The following is an 18,676-nucleotide window of genomic DNA, read 5'->3' as shown; positions in this document are numbered from 1 at the left end:
GGGCGTGGTGTGGGCGGTGGTACCTGGGATTCATCCGCTGCACGATCACGGTTTCAGGCAGCGTGGTTCGGAGTCATACTTCGGCACAGCGTTAATGTCCTGTGTGGATTGGTGTATTTGAGTTATCCGCCCCGCACGACCGTGGGAGTGACGGTCGCGGTGGCGCTGATCGTGTGGGGTTCATTTCGTCTGATCACTCGCTCGATGGCCTCGCCGGTTCAAGTGTGGGCAGACTACGCGCTCATTCTGGTAGTCGCGCTGACGATTCCATCGACGACCGAAGGTATCGACGTCGTGACGTCCAACTCGTTGCCGCTGGCGGTATCCGGGAGCGCAGTTTTGAGTTTCGCTTTCTCTCAACGGCATTGGCAGGCGGTGTTGGCTGCGGTAGGCGTCTCGGTAGCGTTCGGCATTGGGTTGTCTCGCATTCCGGAGATCCACTCACCCTGGACGGTGTTTTGGCCGTACTTCTTCTTCGTGCAATGCGGTATCGGCATTTTCCTGCGGCAGTTGGTCGAACGTGCTTCGCGGGCTGCAGACGTGGCGGGTGAGCAACTCGCAGTGACCGAACGCAATGTTGCAATCGCACAGGCACGACGCGCGCATCAGCGCGAACATTGGGCCACTGTGCACGACACAGCCGCAGCGACGATGTTGATGATCGGGCAAGGCGTCGCATTGACGGATGAACGAGTGCAGCGCCAAGCTCGTCGTGATCTACAGGCGCTTCGGTTAGCGCCTGTCCTGGATTCCGGTGACCAAATTGATCTTCGCGGGATCCTTGACGACATCGCGGCAGAGTCGGGCATCGAGGTCGTTGTGATGGGAGCGGAGCGCGTACTGATTACCAAGGTTCTCGCACATGCGGTCTCCGGCGCCGTGAGGGAAGCACTAACCAACGTCGAGCGGCACGCGGGCACTCGGACGGCAGCGGTCGCGCTTGACAGTGCGGGAGTTGAGATCGCCGATGCCGGTATTGGATTCGCTGTAGTGGATCCCAACGAGTGCGATCCGGAGGCAGCGACAGGGCACGGCAGGGGGATTACGCAGTCGATCGCAGGACGGATGAGTCGGGTCGGAGGTTGGGGGCGGGTGGAATCGGATCCAGGGATCGGGACGAGAGTGATCTTGGGTTGGGACACCCAGGAGGACGGCGATGAGGTCGGCTGTCGTCCTGGTGACGATCCACGGGTGTGGGAGTTGTCGGATCCTGCCCGTCGAGCGTTCCGGATGAGTCGCGGGTATGGGTTGGGATTAGTCGGGGTTGCCACGATCTTGACGACACTGATCCCCGTGCGGTTGTACGGACCGCGAATCTTCATAGAGCCCACGCAGTTGGTGTTGATCAGTGTTCTCGCTGCGGTCATCGCGCTGGGCGCAATCAATGTGGTCGGAATTGCGGTGCCGCGTTGGGTGAAGGTGGTGGGGTTCGGTGCGGTGTCGGTGGTGACCTTCGTTCAACCGTTTACCACCGACGACGCGTTCGGCACCGGGGAACATTGGGCGTTCGGCATGACGGGTTGGGTGTTGTTGCCGCTGATCCTCGCCTCGCCGGTGCGAACGATCGTGGCTGCTCTGGTTTTCTTGCGGGTGGTCACCGCCGCAGCGGCGGTGATCGGCGACGAGATGAACGCGGGAACATTCGAACTGTTCGGGTACAGCCTTGCAAGTGAATTGGCGGTGCAATTGATCGCCGGGTTCTTCGCCTCGGACCTGCGCCGCACTGCGCGGTTGGCTGCCCAGGAGTCCGGAGCCCAGTCTGCGCTGATCGCTGGGCAGGAGATCGAGGACCGTGTGCAGGCTGACTATCAGAGTCGCTATGCAGCCCTCGAGGGGACCACGGTTCCGCTATTGAGAGCTCTTGCAGACGGTTCCGTCACCGCGGCGTCCGAGGGGGTGCGCATCCGCGCGGCGGTTGAATCCGCCCGAATGCGGAGGTTGTTCTTGCAGGCAGACGGGCAACTGCAGCTTCATCCGCTGGCTCAGGAGATTCAGGTTCTAACCGAGTTGGGGGAGAAGAACGGGGTATCGGTGGCGGTGGAGATACCGCAAGATTTGCCCCCCATCGACCCAGATGTTCGGGCGGGCCTTCTCGCGGTGCCCGCACAGGTTGTCGTACTTGCACGGGTCCACGTTCGGATTGTGGTGACCGAGGCGCCGCGCCTTCAAGTCAGTGTTGTCGCCGATTCCGAGCCCTCGCATGTTGCTGAAATCGAGTCTGTCGACATTGCGGGTGTCGAGCTACGAGTCGAATACGACGACGGACAGATTTGGGTGGAATCCACCGCTACTCCCTCACCCGCAGATACGGCGCCTCTTTCAGATGCATTGTTGTGAACTCACCCATCAAAGCCCTCGCGGCATACAAGGAGAGGATTGCTCGAATGGCTCTACCTGGTCTGACAGACATTACTGTGGCGTTGATCGACGACCATGAAGTGGTGCACGAAGGTCTCGCGTCGTGGTGTGGTGCTGCCATGCCACCGATCACGGTCGCCGGACGATACCTGCGCCCGACAGAGTTCTTGACTGCCGGCACGGCCTCTCGAGTCGATGCGGTGGTGCTGGACCTCCAATTTGGAGACGGTTCGCCGCTGATCGCTTTGGATATGGTGCGCACTCTCGCTGACGCCGGGCACCGGGTTGTCATCTATTCCATGCGAAGCGACGCCGCAACGATCCTGGACTGCCTCGACAATGGCGCGGTAACATACCTGACGAAATCCGAAGGGCGCCAACATATAGTTCCCGCTATCGAAGCGGCGGTAACCGATAGGCCTTATGTATCGCCGAGCATGGCCGGGGCGATGTCCGCGGATACCCGGTGTTCGAGGCCGGAGTTGACTGATCGGGAACGCGAAGTCCTGATCCAGTGGTTTCGAACCGAATCGAAGATCTTCGCCGCTAGAGCCCTCTACATCACCCCATCCACGGTCAGCACCCATCTGGGGCGCGTCCGCGCAAAGTACGCCGCTGTCGGAAGGCCTGCATCCACGAAAGCCGCTCTTGTCGCGAGGGCCCTCCAGGACGGGATCATCAGTATCGATGACCTGTGACTGGAACATTGTGGATCGAACCCGTGGGCGTGGTGAATACCGGGAACGTCGGACACGTCCACAACGCTCGCCAGGGGTACCGGAACAAGCAACATAGGTGCGCGGCCGGGATATCTTGCGTACGACTCAAGGCAGCTGGTCATTCAAACAGATGATAGACATCCGGAGAATCTCGCCGTTACGATTATCAATCGTTTGCTGGGCTTGAAAGGATGAAATTGTGGGCGACCGGAGTAAACATCGTGCAATATCTCTCATTCTCGGATCGGCGAGCATGCTGTCAGTAATCGTAGGTTGTACTTCTGCGGAAGAAACTACCTCAAATGGCACAGAGGTGGAGTTTGAGAGCGAAGCGACGAAACCAGTTGAGTCGCTCCCTATTGCACAAGATTCTGACTGCATCGACGCCAACATAGGGGACCTGAACCGCCCGGACTTGGTGCGTCTGATTGCGTCAAGCTTGGACGAAATGTATCCGGGCGGTGCGATGAATAGCGTCACCAATTCGCTGCGTGACAGTGTCGATGGTGAAGAAGAAGGACATCCTTGGGGGGATGTACCTGTCAATGGGCTTGCGCTGTATGCGAGGGAAGTGTGTGGCGTAATTCCACGAGTGTACGAGGATCCTGAGATTTACACTAAAATGCGCTCAACTAGCGGAGCGATATTCATGGATGCACTTACGACCTGCACCGTATGGTCGAATGAGGATTCGATGGACGGAGAGTTTCATGCTACTCGGCTCAGCCGGATAAACGAACAGATCGATCAGGGTGATGCTGGATCTGAAGTTGCTCTACTGCAGGCGAGATATATTTGCCCGCAATTGATCGAGTAGTGGTGTGAAACCGGAAATCTAATTCCCCAGCATTCTCGCTAGGGATGGTGACCACCGTGCTCGCGGAAGATTGTTTCGGCATTCCTCGACGGTTTCTGTGCGGCGGTGAGCGATATTGGACCCGCTGCTCGGTCGATTGGGGCACGAGAACCGGCGGATGTGACGATTTCGGTTCAGGGCACCATCTGACCAGACGATGCCCTGAACGTAGATTTCATCTTAGCGTCGCAACCCGTGTGAAAAGGCGTTGCTTCGCACGTGAATTGGAAGGTGCTGGATGCACAAGTTCTAATTTCGATCTGGACTGTCCCTAGGTTTACTCGCTCTTGCCACAGTGACTGTCGCTGCATGCAGTCAGGCGAGCCCGACGACATCTCCCACTCAGAGCAAGTTCTCCCCGCAAAGCACGGTGGCAACGTCGGCTGAAGTAGCTGCCCCAATCGAGCAGACGACTATCGCGCCGGCAACCACTACTCAGGTCATCGCCAAAGTTGATCTCGATCTCGAGACTTCGGAGGGCTACGAGGGACGGTTGGTTTTGGAATGGCACGAACCCAAGCAAATTGTAAGCGCGGCAGATGTATCGAGTTCATGCGGCGTTTCATCACTCAGTGATACAAGACCGATCCTCGCTTCACGTGTGGTTGGAACCTTTACGCCGATCACCACAAATGGCTTCAGTTGGCCACCCGGTCTGGACGTCGGAATTCGAACCGCGGGAGCGGTGCATAACTCGGGTCAGGCTTGCGGCGATACGCCGATGATGAATCCCACAGTCAGCTCTCTGATCGAAGTAACTCCGACAATTGGGGACTTCACATTCGATGTTCTGTACAGGGGTGACCGTACTCCAAATAATCCTGGTGGATTTGAGGAGGGGTGGCAGAGTACAAATTTGATACTTACCGACGTGCTTCCTGACTCGTGCGCGAGTAATGGAGGTAATAAGTCTCGTGCCGTCACCGGAGGGAACAATGTCTGCACTATCAAAATTGGCTAGTGAGCGATTTCGGGTCGAAGCCACCTCAATTTAGCTACTTGCGCTCGCACGCGGCCTCGATGAGTATGTCCAGGAATTTGGTGATTTTTAGCCAAAGAATACTGAATCGGTCGATTTTGTGTTCCGCGCATGCACGCTTCTCGATCGTTGGAAATTCGCCGCAATTTATTGACTCCGGCGCGCACCAGAAGTGGGCGCGCCGTGTATGACGGCTGTCTACCGATTTCCTATGGCGACGACCGCGGACACGTCGGTTTACCGAATCACGCGCACTGCGTGTGCAACGAGGAATGGATCGCGCAGCGCAGAGTCGAATACCTTCGCTCCGGTGAGGAATGGGCGGCGGACCTCCACATAGATCGCAAGGTTACTGCCCGGTTCGACGTCGCCGAGATCTGATCTCAAGCCGATGATGGGTACGTCGACGGAGTTCAGACTCCAGCTGACTATTGGACCGAGGTCATGCCAGCTGACGGTGGCGTCGAAGTAGGTGCCACCGGTGGCGGTTTCGTATCCTGATGGAAGTCCGTCGACCTTGCCATAGAGAACAACACGGGAACCCACATAAGGGTATGGATACTCTACGAGGTTCCCGGACGGATGCATTATCTTCTTGAAATCGGATTCGTCCAGGGTTTTGTAGCTGTTCAGGTCGCCGAAGGACGTATCGCCGACTGTGGGAAGAGCTGACGCGAGACTTTGTGGGTCTGTGGGCCCTTCGACGGTCTTGGTTGCTTCGTTAGTTGAGTTGTGGCTTGAATTGTTCGCCAAAATTGAGCCGAAGAGTCCGACCACAAAGATCAGTCCGGCAACCCAAAGGACGGTGAACTGCTTCTTTTTCGGTGCTGTAGCGGTCTTCGACGTACTGTGGCTGTTCGCCTGTGCAGAGCTGTAAGAAGCGGCTTGCCAGTGACCGGAATTGGCTGGACTCGGAGATGCAAACTGTGTCGCCTGTGAGGTCGTGGCGCCAGTTGGGCGATTCGAGGCAGGTGCCCACCGATCGCTCCACTGGATGCCATCCCACCAGCGGAGAGACGGCGAGTTCGGGTCGGGGTACCAACCGGGTGGTTGCGGCATCGGTCCTGCACCGGGTGGAGTCACGTGGTAATCCTCAGTCCTGAGGGCGAAGGCATTGCCAGAATCTAGCACCAATCGCAAACCCGTTATGGACTGCTGTGCGCCGCGAATGGCTCTGGTGCGTTTCTGTTATCGGAATGCAGGTTGTTTCTAGGTGACACAAGCGGGCGGTGACCTCCCTCGTCCCAGCGTGGAGGCATCTCTCGTTCCTACGAAGAGATATTGCAAAAGTCTCAAACCTGTGTCGGTCAGCAAAAAGTGCTGTTCAAGCGGTGGGGCTTACCAGTGGTTTCCTGATCGGCCTCTGAACTTTGTTCGGTTCATTCTCGATGACTTAGGGGACTGCACGACCCCTTCTTCTGAGAATTGTGAGATTGTTTGGACCATCGACAATGTGATCGACGCGGATGTGCGTGCCAGCACACTGGTACGGTCCAGGAGAGTTGCCGGGTACGAATCATCCCGCTAACTCACCAGCGACGTTCGTTCAAAAACGTAGCCAATTGGTATCTGCGGTATGCAATGAAGGGGGCAATGTGGGGTTGTTCGACGGACCGACGTGGCAAGACCGGATGCTTTACGAGGCCGAAGAGCAGACCCGTGCCGCCCAGAAGGCAGCGAAGGATGGACAACGTCGTGCCCGCGAGAATGCCGCAGCGAATGCGGAGATTGCGCGATTGGCGAAGAAACGAGAGGCGCGAGAAGTTGACGAGGCGAATCAGCGCCAGCAGCAAGCTCGTTCGCAAGCCGTAAGCGCGCAACAGGCCGCACAGCAGGCTCAGAGACAGGCGGCCAGGCAGCACCAGGCCCAATTGGAATCGCAAGTCAATGCGAACTGGGCGATGTTCAGGCAGACACCTGATGGGCAGCAATGGCAGCGATGGATCGACGCGGCAACTCAGGTCTCCGACCTTCTCGATGCTTGGAATCAAGTCTGGTCGGAAGCAGTCCTCGCCGCGGTGGCAGAAGAGCGTTCCAATTGCGCGTATCCAGCTTGGCAGATGGGTGTCTATCTTCCAGTTGGGCATCCGGGAACTCGGCTTCTTGGCAGCATGAGGGCGCTCATCTCGATAGCGAAGGCGGCGAGGGAAGGTGCCCCAGATGTTGAGTCCGCCTTCCAGAAAATGCAGCTGCGGTTAGCCAAGAAGAATCCTGCATGGGCGACAGAGAATGAACTCAATCGCAGAGGCTGGATTGACTACGCCGTCAGACGGGTCGGGGTTGATCCCTTGACTGCGACCGTCGGTTCGATTCCCGGCTACCTGGTCGACGACCTAAATTGGTCGGTGCCAAGTAGGTACAGGTCCATCGTGGTCAACATCAAGAGGCAACTCCCGCCCGCGTCCGAGATCGGTAGCTGCCTCAACGTGGCAAGGGCACTCAAGCCAGCAGACGTTTTCGATCACCCGGAACTGAGAAGGCTGATTGAGCAGATGCATATAAAATCGACCACTGTGTGAACTCTGTTCATGCCGCACACTCGTGTGATTCAAGTCGGCATCGCTGTGGCATTCGGTTGCTGATCCTATTCGGCACCCTCCATCTCACGTCGACGACCATAATTTCATTTATGGAAGCCCTTCTTCTTATTTCGAAAAAACTCAGTTTAGGTGCATATTTTGTGTGAGCAGTTTTTCCGTCAAGCATTCGGTATACTGAATAGTCGCACCGATCTTTGTCTATTGATGTGATTGATTCGACAGTTGGAGCGCGTATGACATCGATGGCTGAAAGATTCGATAGGGCTACTCGTGCGATGCACTCCACGCGACTATCGGGAGGTCATATTTCTGATGCGCTGCTGGATGACCTCGTGGAGATTGTCCTCGGCCGCGCTACTGTAGAGGAAGTCGTGCGGAGGCTCCGCAAAGAATACCGGGTCGAAGACTGACAGGCCCGAGGCTGACTCACCGCACTCGCAGCGCAGTACCTCAGGGCGACTCTCCGCGATGACGATCGTCGCCTGGCGGCATCTCGAGACGTTCGATCCGAGCCAGCGCGCGCGGATGCGTGGGGGACTCGTCATCAAGCCAGCAATCTCCTGTGTAGTTTTCCACTGGCTCAACGGAACAAGTACGGCACTTGCCTGGCCTCCTGCAATGTCGACCTCCGTCAGGGAAGCGTCGACCTCAGCTACAAGCCGACGCAGATCCACGACCTCGCCGGCGCCGATCGTATGCAGGGACCGGCATTCGCGTCGATGACAAGCAGATATGGATGGATCGACGTCACCGGGCCGGACAGAAGAGGTACGAAATAGTTCTCTCTTTTCACCACGAATTGCGCGGGTTGACCGACGGTACATTCGGAAATACCGTCGAGCTCGAACCAGACGGTGATGGGAGCGTTGCCATCCGCCTCGGCGGCGGTCATGGCTAGTCGCCGCTCAGTGGTGTCCACCGAATAGTCAACGAGGCCGGCGCCCGAAGTTGTTTGCAGCACACAGAGTCCCTGCGAGAGGGCGGTCAACTCGGAGATTTCAGTTTTCATCACTCGCCCTGGAGTTCTGGAAGTATGAATGTCGCCGGAATTATTTGAAGGAAAGGCCATTGGAGCGTCTCAGTGCGCTTTTGGACGTCAAGATCTAGTCGAAGCGCTAAGATATCGCGATCGAGCTCAGTTGGGCGTCAAAATCGACTGAGGGGCGCAGTAATGCGTGTGCTGTCGTGGTTCGATTCGATCTTTCGAGATTTACTGGCTGCCTGGTCTTTCAAGCGAGGCCCAGGTCCGAAACGGGTCGACCCACATGCCGTCTAGCGGATCGGTTTTCGTGACCTGGGAAGAACCAAGTAGGTCGGCGCGGAATTGAAACTCCTTGATCTGAGGCTCAAATGTCTTGCCGATTTCGTACCAGGCGACACTCCAGCAAAGCCTATGGGATAGCGCGCACTGCGACGATTCGTTTCATCGGAGTATCAAATAATATAGACCGGTCGACGTAGATCAGGGATGTTTGAGCCGTGCGGCGCACATGACGGCTACCACGCAGTCGTTGACCATGAACGCGCTCACCCTCCAGGCTTGGTATCGTATCGGCTGTGGTCCGATGATTCCATCGGAACTCTCTCAATTTGGTTTTCGATCGATCGATCTCGGTTGGACGGATAGAGCTGTCTGAGGTTCGTTATAGCAAAGATCCCTGAAATTATAAAGATACTTGCTGTATACCATCCGTCCGTAATGAAGTCTGTCAAAACATCCGTCTTTGCGACCACAAGCTGGCGCGCCCACTCGGATTTTATGTCAGTGTATTCGAGTCCTTCGATAAGTTGAGTCAACACAGATTTCGGCGACGCCACCGAATTGGTGACCAGGGTCGCGATGCTGAGCAGTGTTGGGACAGCAAGAGTGCCAAGAATCGGAACATTTGTGGAACTGACAATATCGAATAGGACTATAAAAAGGCCGGCGACGTATCCGATCACCGCACCCAAGATCGACAGATTGACGAATGCTGCAACTGTGGCTTGACTGCTCGGGACAGCCGATGTCGCAATGAAGTGTAGGTAGTAAAATGACAGGCAGCCCACAAAAAGACCGCCTGCGGTCCCAGCGCCGGCGCACTCTCCAAGGCGTTTCAGGCTGGCGAATACGCGGGGCCGTCCGGTTGCGAGCGCAAGCACCACCCATGTTGAAGTGGCAGGGACGCTGATCGCGAAAACAATCGATATGCCAAATATGGTTAATACGCTGCCAGCGTTCATGCCATCGAGTTCAGGTGTAACGATGGTCTGGATTCCTGCCGCGACCGCCAGGATGGCCGTGCCTACCCCGGCAATCGGGAGAAGGACCCTTCGTTGCCATCGACCGGTCAACCAGTCCCCAATGAGAAATTGAAGAATGTTTGAAATAGAATGACGTATCTCGTCGGTGAGTGCTTCTGTTGCTGGCAATATACTACGCCCAAGCAAGTTCAGTGCCGAGTTTTTCAAGGGGCTGCGTGTTGGTTGGTTTTGTATTACTACGGATTTTGTAAGCAAATGCAAGATGAGACTGGCGCAAAGTATTGCAATTGCAAGAATTGCTGCGAAATTACTTCCCGTACGCGAGAGTTCGATGCCCGCTACCAACGACAAGAAGCTGATGAATAAGACCACGGCGATTCCGAGTCCGGCTAGAGCATCTCGTAGACTAGCGAACCTCTGCCCCCATTTTATGCAGATCGCTGCATTCCGGAACTTAAAGAAGGAGTAGATAAGCGCAGACAGCAGTAGAATGGTTGTAAGTATCGTACCCGTCAATGGCGAACTTTGGTTTCGGGAAACACTTTCAGATAGATCAGCCATGAAAGAAAACCTGTCGTGTTATCGGTGATTGGATGACCGGAATTGGTAGCCGCGCTGCTCGAGATTTTGCCGAGGTAGGAGAAATTGCTGTTGAGGCTAAGGTGAAAATGTTTACTGGCAAACCATTTACAATCGAGTCATCTGATTTTCCGAATCATCGGCAGATGTAAATTCTCCGGTTGGTTAGTTCAGTATTCTCTTCATCGCGTCGACAAATTTATACCCGCAGCGACTAGAGGCGGGTTGCTGTTTGAAGGGCTTCTTCCAGGTCTCGCAAGGATTCACGCGGATACAGATTGATACGTAATGTTTCAAATCCAGAATTGAGGAGTTCTTTGATGGCCCGATTCTTTGCGGGCGGGGTCTCGAAAGAGGTGGAGAATTCCGCGCTTAATCCCGCCGTAGTTCTTTTGTTGTTTGCAATGTCCAAGCCGTGGTCTTTGCCCGTAACTTCCGATGCTTGCTGATCTCGGAGGTCGTCCGCGAGTTGGAACGCGAGGCCGAAGTGTTCAGAGGCGTCCTCGACCTTGCTCAGATCCGCGTCACGGTCAATGACCAAGAGTCCCAGCGCAAGTGGGAGGAAGACGGAATATCGTCCAGACTTGAGGTTCGCGATGGATTGCAGCGTGGCGGGGTCTGTCTCGCCTGTTGCTGTGGCGTAGACATCGCCGAATTGCCCGATGATCATCTCTCGTCGCATCCTCGACCACAATTGGTCGATTTTGCCGGTTTCGCGACGGACGAGGTCATCGGCGGTAGACAGGCATAGGTCGCCGGCAAGTACAGCCAGCGCATCGCTGTGGCGGCGAAGGTTAACTTTCGAGGCGCCCTGAGCGACAAGCTCGGCCTCGACGAAACGCGATGCGGTCGAAATCCCTCGTCGCAGGTCGGCGTCGTCCATTACGTCGTCCTGCAGCAAACCGAAGAGATGCAACAATTCAACCGCGGCCGCCAATTGAACTCCACGTTGATAGTCCCACTCATCTCGAATTCCGGTTAAGCGCATTCCTTCGAGAACGAGCATTGCGCGGAAACGCTTCCCTCCCGCACGGACGAGGCGTAGCGCGAGGTTAGATGGATCTACCGTTGCCTGAGGGTATACAGAGGACTTGCTTTCCGGCGACAGCGCCAAGCACATCGAGTCTTCGACCTTCGCCAAGAATGATTGGGTATCGACAATCATTGCCTATCTCCTTGCGTTGGTTGCCATTCCGATGAGAATTTGGATTCCAGAAACACCTCGCTAGTGAGGAGGGTATCCAGCACAGTCGAAAACCAAGCTGACACGTTCCGACCGGCGCATGCCTCCCGCAACTGTTGCGGGGTGACCAGTTCGGTCGCTGCGACTTCATCAGGGTTGGGTGCAACTGTGCTTCCGATGGTGCCGAAGAGCACATGGTTGAGTTCCCACTCAGTGAGGTCGGACGCAGAGTCATCGAATCGGTACTCGACGGTGCCTGCCTCGGTGAGATCGATGGCCTGCACGTTCAGTTCCTGCTGCAATCGAAGTGCGGCATCTCCCAGAACGGAAGACTTCGAAAGTGGATGTCCGCAACATGAATTCGACCAAACGAGCGGCCAATGGTACTTCGTCGCAGCCCGTTGCTGCAGCAGGAGACGGCGGTCAAGACTGAACATGAAGACTGAGAACGCACGATGCCGGACGCCTCCATCCTTGTGGGCATGAAGTTTGTCCACGATTCCCAGGTCCGAGCTGGCGTCGTCGACTAGGCGAACGTGGCGGCGTATGTCCAAATCAGGCTCAAGCGTCATAGCGAAACAACCTCTCCTTTGCCGATACGAGCCACACGACAAGTGCGACGACTACAACAGCCGCCGAGAGTGTCACGACGAGATCCCATGCTTCGACGAACGCCGTGGCGAGGGCGAGACTGTTCGAAGGATCGGCCTCGGCGGTTGCCTGCATTTGATCGATGTCTACGCCCAACGACGAGTTGAGGCGATGCAGGAAAACGGATCCAAGGAATGCGACGCCGCAAGCTACGCCGAGTTCTTGGAGTGTATTTCCTGTTCCTGAAGCCATGCCCGTGGTTTCTTCGGGGACCAATGCTGCGGTGCCTTCGGCCCGCAGGGGGCTGAATATCCCCAACCCGACGCCGGCGACGACAAATCCTGCGATGAGAATCGTCCACGTGCTGTCGGGGGCGAGAAGTCGCAGTAGAGCTAACCCAGCCGCGAGCATCACGAGTGACAGCGTGACTGCATTCTTGCGACCGAGCGCGGTTTGCAGTGGCATCGCCAGGATCGACCCGACGAGAAGCGCACCAGTGAGCACCATCAGTCTGAGCCCGGTTGCGATCGGATCGAGACCGTTGATGATTTCGAAGTACAAGACAGAGATCAGGATGAGTGGAAAGACGGCAAGGTACACAAGCAGTGTCACGATGTTGATGCCGACGAATGTCGGGTTACGAAAGAGGCCCAGGTCGAGCAGTCGCATTGTGGGCTGTCGTTGCATCACGACGAACGCTGCGAAGACCGAAAGTGTGACGACGATCCCTGTGAGAATCCATGGGTGTGTAAGTCCCATGTCATAGGCATGCGTGAGAACGAATACGAGGGAGAACATCGATATACCCAGTACCGTTGCGGACAGCAGTCTTCGAGCAACCGGCTGTTGAGGGTCTCCGCTCGACTTGCACGGAATCAGCACGGCAGCAACGAGTATCATGGCAGGCACATTGATCCAGAAGATCCATTGCCAACTCCAACTCAGCAACACGCCACCAATGATCGGCCCAGCGGCAAGTGCGATACCAGAAGCGCCGCCGAAGATGCCGAACCCGATCGTTCGTTTGTCCTGGGCAAAGTTTTGAACGATCAGAACTGGAATTGAGGCGAGTAGGGCAGCGGCGCCTATGCCCTGGCACCCGCGGGAAACGATCAAAGGCAGCACGCTGGTCGAGAGTGCTGCGAAGGTTGATGCCACCGCGAATATTGCTGCGCCAGTGATCATCACGGTCCGAGGACCGAATCGGTCGGCGCATACTCCGAAGAAGAGCAGCACGCCGGCCATCGCGGTGGCGTAGGAGTCGAGTATCCATTGCAGATCGGTGAAGGTGGCGCCGAGGTCATTTTGCAGCGGTTCAAACGCCACATTGATGACGGTCAGATCAAGAATGAGAAAGAACGTCGCGACCAGGATTGCAACTCCTGCTGCTACCGGTCGTGGCCCCGGATCAGTCTTTGACAATTCGGGGGTTCTGGAAGCTGGTTGCGTTGTCATGATGCGTTCTCCTTCATGGCAGGAGTAGGTGCGTGAGCGATGAGGGCCGCAGCTTTTGCAGGGTCTGTGATCGGGAGGTAATGGCCACCGCGACTGACGATCTGGTGGCGGTGACACATCGTGACCGGGGCCACGGTTGAAATCGGATCGTCTTCCATGGTGATTTCTAGATGAGTCTGCATGTTGGTCAGAGGTTTTCGCAGTTCGGTCATCAAGGAAGAAGCGAGTGTCAGGTCGTTCGCAACGCGGCGGCGCGCCCTGTTCAGAGCAGCGGGAGATGCGATGAGTCGGGACATCAGCATGTGCTCGGTATGTTGTATCAATTGTTCTTGATGGACGGAGGTAAGCGTGACTGGGGGCGGCGCGCAGGCGATAACGATTCGATCGGCAAAGTGATCGGGATACTTGTCCTGGGCTAGACCGAGCAATGCAACTCCGAGGCTGTGGCCGAGCAAGATATCTCCGGCCTGTGTTTCCGACAGCACGTACTCGGTGATCGTTCGTGCGACTCTGTCCAGGTCGGACAGTTGCTGTAAGTCGTATTCGATCACTGCGACCCTCATCTCCAGATGGTCCGCGAGACCGGCATATGGTTCCGCGCTTGTGCCCGCGCAGGGCAGGACAACCAGAGTCGAGTCAAATCGTGAAGAGAGGTCCCGCCACCGCAGGCGAGAACCGACGCGGCGCGCCAACAAGCGATGGCAAGCACCACGATCGATCTTGCCGGTACTGGTGAGAGGAATTCGAGGCACAGAGACACAAATATCTGGAACCAAGTGGGAATCGAGCGCAGTAGACAAGGCACTGCGGGTTGCTTTGCTCAGATTTGTGACCGGTTCGTTGGCGTCGTTGTCTGCGACTCCCATTACGAGACGAGGCGCCGATACTCCATCGAGAGTGATCTCTGCGACTACAGTCTCGATGGAAAGCACTTCTCTTGCAGCATTTTCGACCTCAACAGGGGAGAAGAGTATCCCGCCACGATTCAGTAAGTCGTCAGCGCGGCCCAGTATGGCGAACCCTCGTCCCGATGGCTGGACTGCGTCGCCACTGATAAACGTGTTCTGTTGGAGGTGTGCATGGTCCGATTCTGGGGCGACGAGGTACCGAGAAGAAGCCATCGGCCCCTCGATGGTGAGTAGGGGACGGTCGGATCCACCTGGGTCGGTCGCGGTAGCGAGAGTTGTGGTGGGCAGGGCGGTAAACCCCGCATCGGTCGAGCGTCGCGTCGCAACTATGTGTAGAACTTCGGTCGCGCCGTATCCGTCGATGACTTGACCACCGATGTGGGCTTCGAGCTCTTGCCGCAGATTGTCGGGCAAAGGTTCACCTGCAGAAACTGCGGTCGAAAGTCCAGCGAGGTCATGGTTGGCGGCTGTGTTTCGAGATCGCCGTGCAATGGCTGCCCAAATTCGCGGTGACAGTGCAGCAATGTCAATCTTGTGTGCGACGAGTGTCGATATCAACTCATCGGTCGCTGTTGGCTGATTCCAAAGCACTGCCGTCGTGCCGGTGAGCAATGGAATCAGGACCGAGTTTCCAAATCCGTACCCGAAGCTCAGGTCTGCAGCGGTCAGAATACGGCTATCCGGTGTTGCGCCGTACAGTGCGGGGATGGTCTCGGCAAAAGCACGGAGGCCGCTCTCGTAGTGGCCAACTACTTTCGGCTTCCCTGTACTCCCGGACGTTAATTGCCCGAACTTCAGACGGCGGTCTCGATCGAGCGGCGAAATCTGACCGTCCCCGATGTAACGGATGTCGGGATTGCCGTCCGTGAGTTGAAGCGTTGCGGCCGCGTCAATCGATTCCGCGAGCGTCGACAGCTTCCCCTCCGCCATAGGCCGGCCGACGATGGGCACCGCACCGCACCTCCACAGCCCGCACAGTGCTTCGATCCACGCCATGGTGGTGTGCGCGGCGCATAAGACGAGATCACCGTTCTTTATACCGGTGGAGGAAAGGGTGAGCTGCCACTGATCGACTCTCGCGACGAACTCGCCAGCTGAGATTTCACGTTCACACTCGTCGACGTACAGGATCGCCGAGTTGGATGTCGGGACTGTGGGCAATGACCATAGCCATAGAGCGAGATCAATTGTTTGGGAGCGGGATTCAGTCATCCTTGGCTTCTCTGATTGGAGTTTCCCATCGACGACATATTGCTCATTCAGACACCGCAAGTACTGAGACAGCGGCGACGACCTGGCTTTCTGTTGAATAGCTGTAGCCAGACAGCATGATGTCGGTGGTCGAACTTCGTAAGTACTGGTGTGCGAACCACACATGGTGGTCGTGGAACGGTCCGAAGATCGACAGACAAGGACCCGTCATCGCATGTTCGGTCGCCAAGTAAGCCAGAATGCCATTGGCCCCGCTCACAGGACCGGACGCGGCGATCGATCGTTTGCGCGAGGCGCCAAGTCTGCTAATTACATTGAGATAGTGATCGGAACCCGATGTCGAGGATGCCCACACAGCTCCTACGCGGAGCCCAGACGTGTCGACAACACTGAGAGCCGTTCTGACTGCAAGTGCTGCGACCGATTGCTCAGTGCGATCAGGTAATTCGCACACAGACGCAAAGTCTCCGTACGGCTCCACTTCAATGTTCACACAGTCACTGTCCGGGTCGGTCACTGCAGTGACGTACCCGATGGCAGCAATCGGAACTTGCGCGATTGTGGTGACGTTCATGGTGCTCCTATTACGACCGCTGCTACAGACCCGCCGAAACCGAATGAGGTTGACAGCACATAGTTATTGCCAGCGAGCGGTACAGCAGAGCAGGGAACTTGCACGTGGGCAAGCTCCTCAATACCGCTCTCCAGGGTGGAGATGGTCTTATTGGGAGGGACAACACCTTCTCGAAGCGAGGTGACTGCGACGACGGTTTCGATCACCCCTGCCGCGCCCTGACAATGTCCTGTTGTTCCTTTGATCGATACCACTGGTACGCGATCGTGCCGCGCGGAGAATATTCGGTCGTACGCACTAGCTTCGAGTGCGTCATTGGCGCGAGTTCCTGTGCCATGGGCGCAGATCCACCCAACATCATCGACCGTGATCGAAGCGGACGCGAGTGCATCTGTGATTGCGATGGAAAGCCCCGTCGCGGTAGGCGAAGGGGCGACGAGGTTCCATCCGTCGCACGCTTCTCCATACCCGGCAATGCTTGCGAGTGGTGCTTTCGCAAATTCTGGGGGTTCAACGACGACAACACCGAACCCCTCGCCAGGCATCATTCCTCGCCGGTCGGCGTCGAATGGGCGAACCATGTCATCATCGCTCAATCCACCTAGGGCCAGGAAAAGGGTCAGCACTTCATAAGAAAGAACCTCCGCACCAAGGCATATGACCATATCCGCGCGCCCAGATGAGACGAGCGACTGCGCGAGCCCGATGACGGTAGTTCCGGCGGCACAGCCTGATCCGATTCCAATCACGTCGACATGTCCGCCGAGGAACGTCGCCACTGCTGCGGTATCAGAGTCAAGGGCAGCCCGCACTCCCTCAGCTGCCGAAATCGGGTCGCTGCGGTCATGGTCGGGGCGAGAGCCCATGACCGTGGACAGGAGAACTACAGGCCGATTACGTTCCACATCTTCGTCCGCAGCGACGATCCTGTTACGGATCGGACCCAATGCCTCTTGCAATAAGGACTCGAACAGATACTGATCGCCCTGTGCCTCGCAGGCGAGTGCATAAGCGCGATAGTCGCTGTCATGTCCGATCCCGGGAATTCGGCTCGCCTCGATAGCATCGCCGAAAAGCATTCTCTTCCAGAGTGTGTCGCGACTATCGCATTCCGAAGTCCGGCATTCTGCATAGGTGATCTTCGACGCCAAACTTAACACTGCGAGCCTGCCGCGGCCTTGGATTGGATCAGTTGCTGCAACTGAAGCAGTGTGAGGACTTCATCCGCCTCACTGTCGGATATAGAGATCTCGTACTTGTCCTCGAAGTATCCGTAGACTGCGATTAGATCGAGCGAAGAGAGCCCGAGATGGTCGTGGACATGGTCCTCGTCGGCAAGATCACTGGCTTGCAGACCCGTGGTTTTCGCTACGATCGCTCGGAGCTCATCGTCAATCGTCATGGTGATCCTTTCATCAAGCGAGGGAATCGACGGAGTCGTTGGTTAGGGAATGGCGAGGCCACAGAAGCGCCGACATACGAGACGCGGACTTGCGGGACAGGTGCTTGTTCCAGTGCGCCAGAAGTGACATCAGGACCCACGCGATAACGCAGACACCCGCGACGAGAGCAAACTGCAAGGACGGGTTCACTGCAATGCCGATGCTCACCACGGACGCCATTGTGACCAGGTAAACGTGCTCGCGGACCGCGATTGCGTCGGCCCGGGTACGAGCGCGCCGTACACCGAGAATGACGCTCACCTCGCCTGCTGCGATGATGGAACATGCGAGAAATACGGACAGTCCAACTTGGGTGACAGTGATTGCCCCGACCGTGAACTGCACAAGGGCCGTGATGAGAACAGTTCGCCCCGCGCCGTTCTCCACAGCGGTTAGCCAGACCGAGCGGTAGCCGATCAAGGTGTCACCGCGGCGATCTGTGAGGTCTTTTGCCCCAGCGATTATCACTGAGACCGTCGCCAGCAATACCGCGACTGCGACCGCTACCCGCCACTGCTCAGAGGAAAGCGTTCCGTTGCCGGCAGCGATGCCAGTCACCCACGGCATGACGAGCGTTGCAGTCAATAGTGCGATCGTGGCACCCGGATATCGTTTAGTCACCCTGCCGAACGAATAACCGATACCAATAGTGATATTGGCGACCAGAACGACAGCTAGGGCAGTCTTCGACGGTGCGTCGCTAGGGCTCAGTGCCACCATTGCTGTCGAAAGGAGCACGACCGATAACCACGCTACGAATGTTGCTCGACGCAGACCACGAGTCCCGAAACTCAACGCCCATCGTGTACGCAGCGGTTGATTAATTCGATCAGCGGGAAGATCTACCAGTCGGTTGAGCCATTCTACGGAGACGCAGAACGTAATCCAGTAGATAATCCACAACAGAAGATGTGGTGGCGCTTCGTGCGCGACAAAGAAGCTGCCGGAAAGGAACCCGGCAATATACAGGGCAGAGAATCGGGGCGATCCGGTTCTGACGAACCGGGAAGCGCGACTCGCCAGCGGTGCGGACATT

16 protein-coding genes and 1 pseudogene are annotated in these 18,676 nt (G+C 56.7%); 5 read left to right on the top strand and 12 right to left on the bottom strand.

Going from position 1 to position 18,676, the window contains the following annotated elements:
• Positions 1–117: 117 nt before the first annotated feature.
• The 3 genes from M0639_RS17405 to M0639_RS17395 all read left to right on the top strand — a co-directional run bounded on the left by M0639_RS17405 (position 118) and on the right by M0639_RS17395 (position 3,894).
• Positions 118–2,337 carry a sensor histidine kinase gene (locus M0639_RS17405; protein ID WP_144245802.1) on the top strand — a complete coding sequence of 740 codons (2,220 nt, stop codon included), beginning with the start codon at positions 118–120 and terminating at the stop codon, positions 2,335–2,337.
• A 47-nt stretch (positions 2,338–2,384) separates the two neighbouring features.
• Positions 2,385–3,056, top strand: a complete 672-nt coding sequence (locus M0639_RS17400; protein ID WP_042445185.1) for a response regulator transcription factor — start codon at positions 2,385–2,387, stop codon at positions 3,054–3,056.
• Positions 3,057–3,330: 274 nt separating this feature from the next.
• Positions 3,331–3,894, top strand: coding sequence for a hypothetical protein (locus M0639_RS17395; protein ID WP_042445165.1), 564 nt, complete (start codon positions 3,331–3,333; stop codon positions 3,892–3,894).
• A 1,255-nt stretch (positions 3,895–5,149) separates the two neighbouring features.
• On the opposite strand, the gene M0639_RS17390 is transcribed toward M0639_RS17395, so the two are convergent.
• Positions 5,150–5,995, bottom strand: a complete 846-nt coding sequence (locus M0639_RS17390; protein ID WP_042445163.1) for a DUF2510 domain-containing protein — start codon at positions 5,993–5,995, stop codon at positions 5,150–5,152.
• A 512-nt stretch (positions 5,996–6,507) separates the two neighbouring features.
• Between M0639_RS17390 and M0639_RS17385 the strand changes: the two genes are divergently transcribed.
• A complete protein-coding gene (locus tag M0639_RS17385; RefSeq protein WP_144245801.1) occupies positions 6,508–7,431 on the top strand; it encodes a hypothetical protein in 924 nt (307 codons plus the stop codon).
• 254 nt (positions 7,432–7,685) lie between these two features.
• Positions 7,686–7,862: an antitoxin VbhA family protein gene (locus M0639_RS35210; protein WP_197486229.1), complete on the top strand. Its 177-nt coding sequence runs from the start codon at positions 7,686–7,688 to the stop codon at positions 7,860–7,862.
• A 242-nt stretch (positions 7,863–8,104) separates the two neighbouring features.
• Here M0639_RS35210 and M0639_RS17375 read toward each other — a convergent pair whose 3' ends face one another.
• The 11 genes and pseudogenes from M0639_RS17375 to M0639_RS17330 form a co-directional block, all read right to left on the bottom strand.
• Positions 8,105–8,521: a hypothetical protein gene (locus M0639_RS17375; RefSeq protein WP_144245800.1), complete on the bottom strand. Its 417-nt coding sequence runs from the start codon at positions 8,519–8,521 to the stop codon at positions 8,105–8,107.
• Positions 8,522–8,979: 458 nt separating this feature from the next.
• A complete protein-coding gene (locus M0639_RS17370) occupies positions 8,980–10,257 on the bottom strand; it encodes a hypothetical protein (protein WP_156525112.1) in 1,278 nt (425 codons plus the stop codon).
• A gap of 232 nt (positions 10,258–10,489) precedes the next feature.
• Positions 10,490–11,440: a polyprenyl synthetase family protein gene (locus M0639_RS17365; protein WP_052416887.1), complete on the bottom strand. Its 951-nt coding sequence runs from the start codon at positions 11,438–11,440 to the stop codon at positions 10,490–10,492.
• Positions 11,437–12,030, bottom strand: coding sequence for an isopentenyl-diphosphate Delta-isomerase (gene idi, locus M0639_RS17360; RefSeq protein ID WP_042445154.1), 594 nt, complete (start codon positions 12,028–12,030; stop codon positions 11,437–11,439). The genes M0639_RS17365 and idi overlap by 4 nt, the downstream gene beginning before the upstream one ends.
• A complete protein-coding gene (locus tag M0639_RS17355; protein WP_064075640.1) occupies positions 12,020–13,504 on the bottom strand; it encodes an MFS transporter in 1,485 nt (494 codons plus the stop codon). Before M0639_RS17355 ends, idi begins: the two co-directional genes overlap by 11 nt.
• Positions 13,501–14,055, bottom strand: coding sequence for a hypothetical protein (locus M0639_RS17350; RefSeq protein WP_248671208.1), 555 nt, complete (start codon positions 14,053–14,055; stop codon positions 13,501–13,503). The genes M0639_RS17355 and M0639_RS17350 overlap by 4 nt, the downstream gene beginning before the upstream one ends.
• A gap of 678 nt (positions 14,056–14,733) precedes the next feature.
• Positions 14,734–15,342 (bottom strand): annotated as a pseudogene (locus M0639_RS35205) (AMP-binding protein); the annotation flags it as partial.
• Positions 15,343–15,667: 325 nt separating this feature from the next.
• Positions 15,668–16,198, bottom strand: a complete 531-nt coding sequence (locus M0639_RS17345; protein WP_042445148.1) for a hypothetical protein — start codon at positions 16,196–16,198, stop codon at positions 15,668–15,670.
• A complete protein-coding gene (locus tag M0639_RS17340) occupies positions 16,195–17,349 on the bottom strand; it encodes a beta-ketoacyl synthase N-terminal-like domain-containing protein (RefSeq protein ID WP_144245798.1) in 1,155 nt (384 codons plus the stop codon). The genes M0639_RS17345 and M0639_RS17340 overlap by 4 nt, the downstream gene beginning before the upstream one ends.
• A gap of 2 nt (positions 17,350–17,351) precedes the next feature.
• Positions 17,352–17,600 carry an acyl carrier protein gene (locus M0639_RS17335; protein ID WP_042445145.1) on the bottom strand — a complete coding sequence of 83 codons (249 nt, stop codon included), beginning with the start codon at positions 17,598–17,600 and terminating at the stop codon, positions 17,352–17,354.
• A gap of 13 nt (positions 17,601–17,613) precedes the next feature.
• Complete coding sequence (locus tag M0639_RS17330; protein ID WP_080726500.1) at positions 17,614–18,675, bottom strand: UbiA family prenyltransferase; 1,062 nt, start codon at positions 18,673–18,675, stop codon at positions 17,614–17,616.
• Between the last annotated feature and the right edge of the window lies 1 nt (position 18,676).

This window comes from Rhodococcus qingshengii JCM 15477, assembly GCF_023221595.1.
GTDB classification, from domain to species: Bacteria; Actinomycetota; Actinomycetes; order Mycobacteriales; family Mycobacteriaceae; genus Rhodococcus_F; species Rhodococcus_F qingshengii.
Note: the sequence above shows the minus strand (reverse complement) of the source record. Positions and strands in the feature narration are given on the sequence as shown.

Bases quoted from the DNA above. Each gene is read 5' to 3' on its own strand.
- M0639_RS17400 (WP_042445185.1), top strand. From the start codon at position 2,385: ATGGCTCTACCTGGTCTGACAGACATTACTGTGGCGTTGATCGACGAC.
- M0639_RS17395 (WP_042445165.1), top strand. From the start codon at position 3,331: ATGCTGTCAGTAATCGTAGGTTGTACTTCTGCGGAAGAAACTACCTCA.
- M0639_RS35210 (WP_197486229.1), top strand. From the start codon at position 7,686: ATGACATCGATGGCTGAAAGATTCGATAGGGCTACTCGTGCGATGCAC.
- M0639_RS17375 (WP_144245800.1), bottom strand. From the start codon at position 8,521: ATGGCCTTTCCTTCAAATAATTCCGGCGACATTCATACTTCCAGAACT.
- M0639_RS17370 (WP_156525112.1), bottom strand. From the start codon at position 10,257: ATGGCTGATCTATCTGAAAGTGTTTCCCGAAACCAAAGTTCGCCATTG.
- M0639_RS17365 (WP_052416887.1), bottom strand. From the start codon at position 11,440: ATGATTGTCGATACCCAATCATTCTTGGCGAAGGTCGAAGACTCGATG.
- idi (WP_042445154.1), bottom strand. From the start codon at position 12,030: ATGACGCTTGAGCCTGATTTGGACATACGCCGCCACGTTCGCCTAGTC.
- M0639_RS17355 (WP_064075640.1), bottom strand. From the start codon at position 13,504: ATGACAACGCAACCAGCTTCCAGAACCCCCGAATTGTCAAAGACTGAT.
- M0639_RS17345 (WP_042445148.1), bottom strand. From the start codon at position 16,198: ATGAACGTCACCACAATCGCGCAAGTTCCGATTGCTGCCATCGGGTAC.
- M0639_RS17335 (WP_042445145.1), bottom strand. From the start codon at position 17,600: ATGACGATTGACGATGAGCTCCGAGCGATCGTAGCGAAAACCACGGGT.
- M0639_RS17330 (WP_080726500.1), bottom strand. From the start codon at position 18,675: ATGTCCGCACCGCTGGCGAGTCGCGCTTCCCGGTTCGTCAGAACCGGA.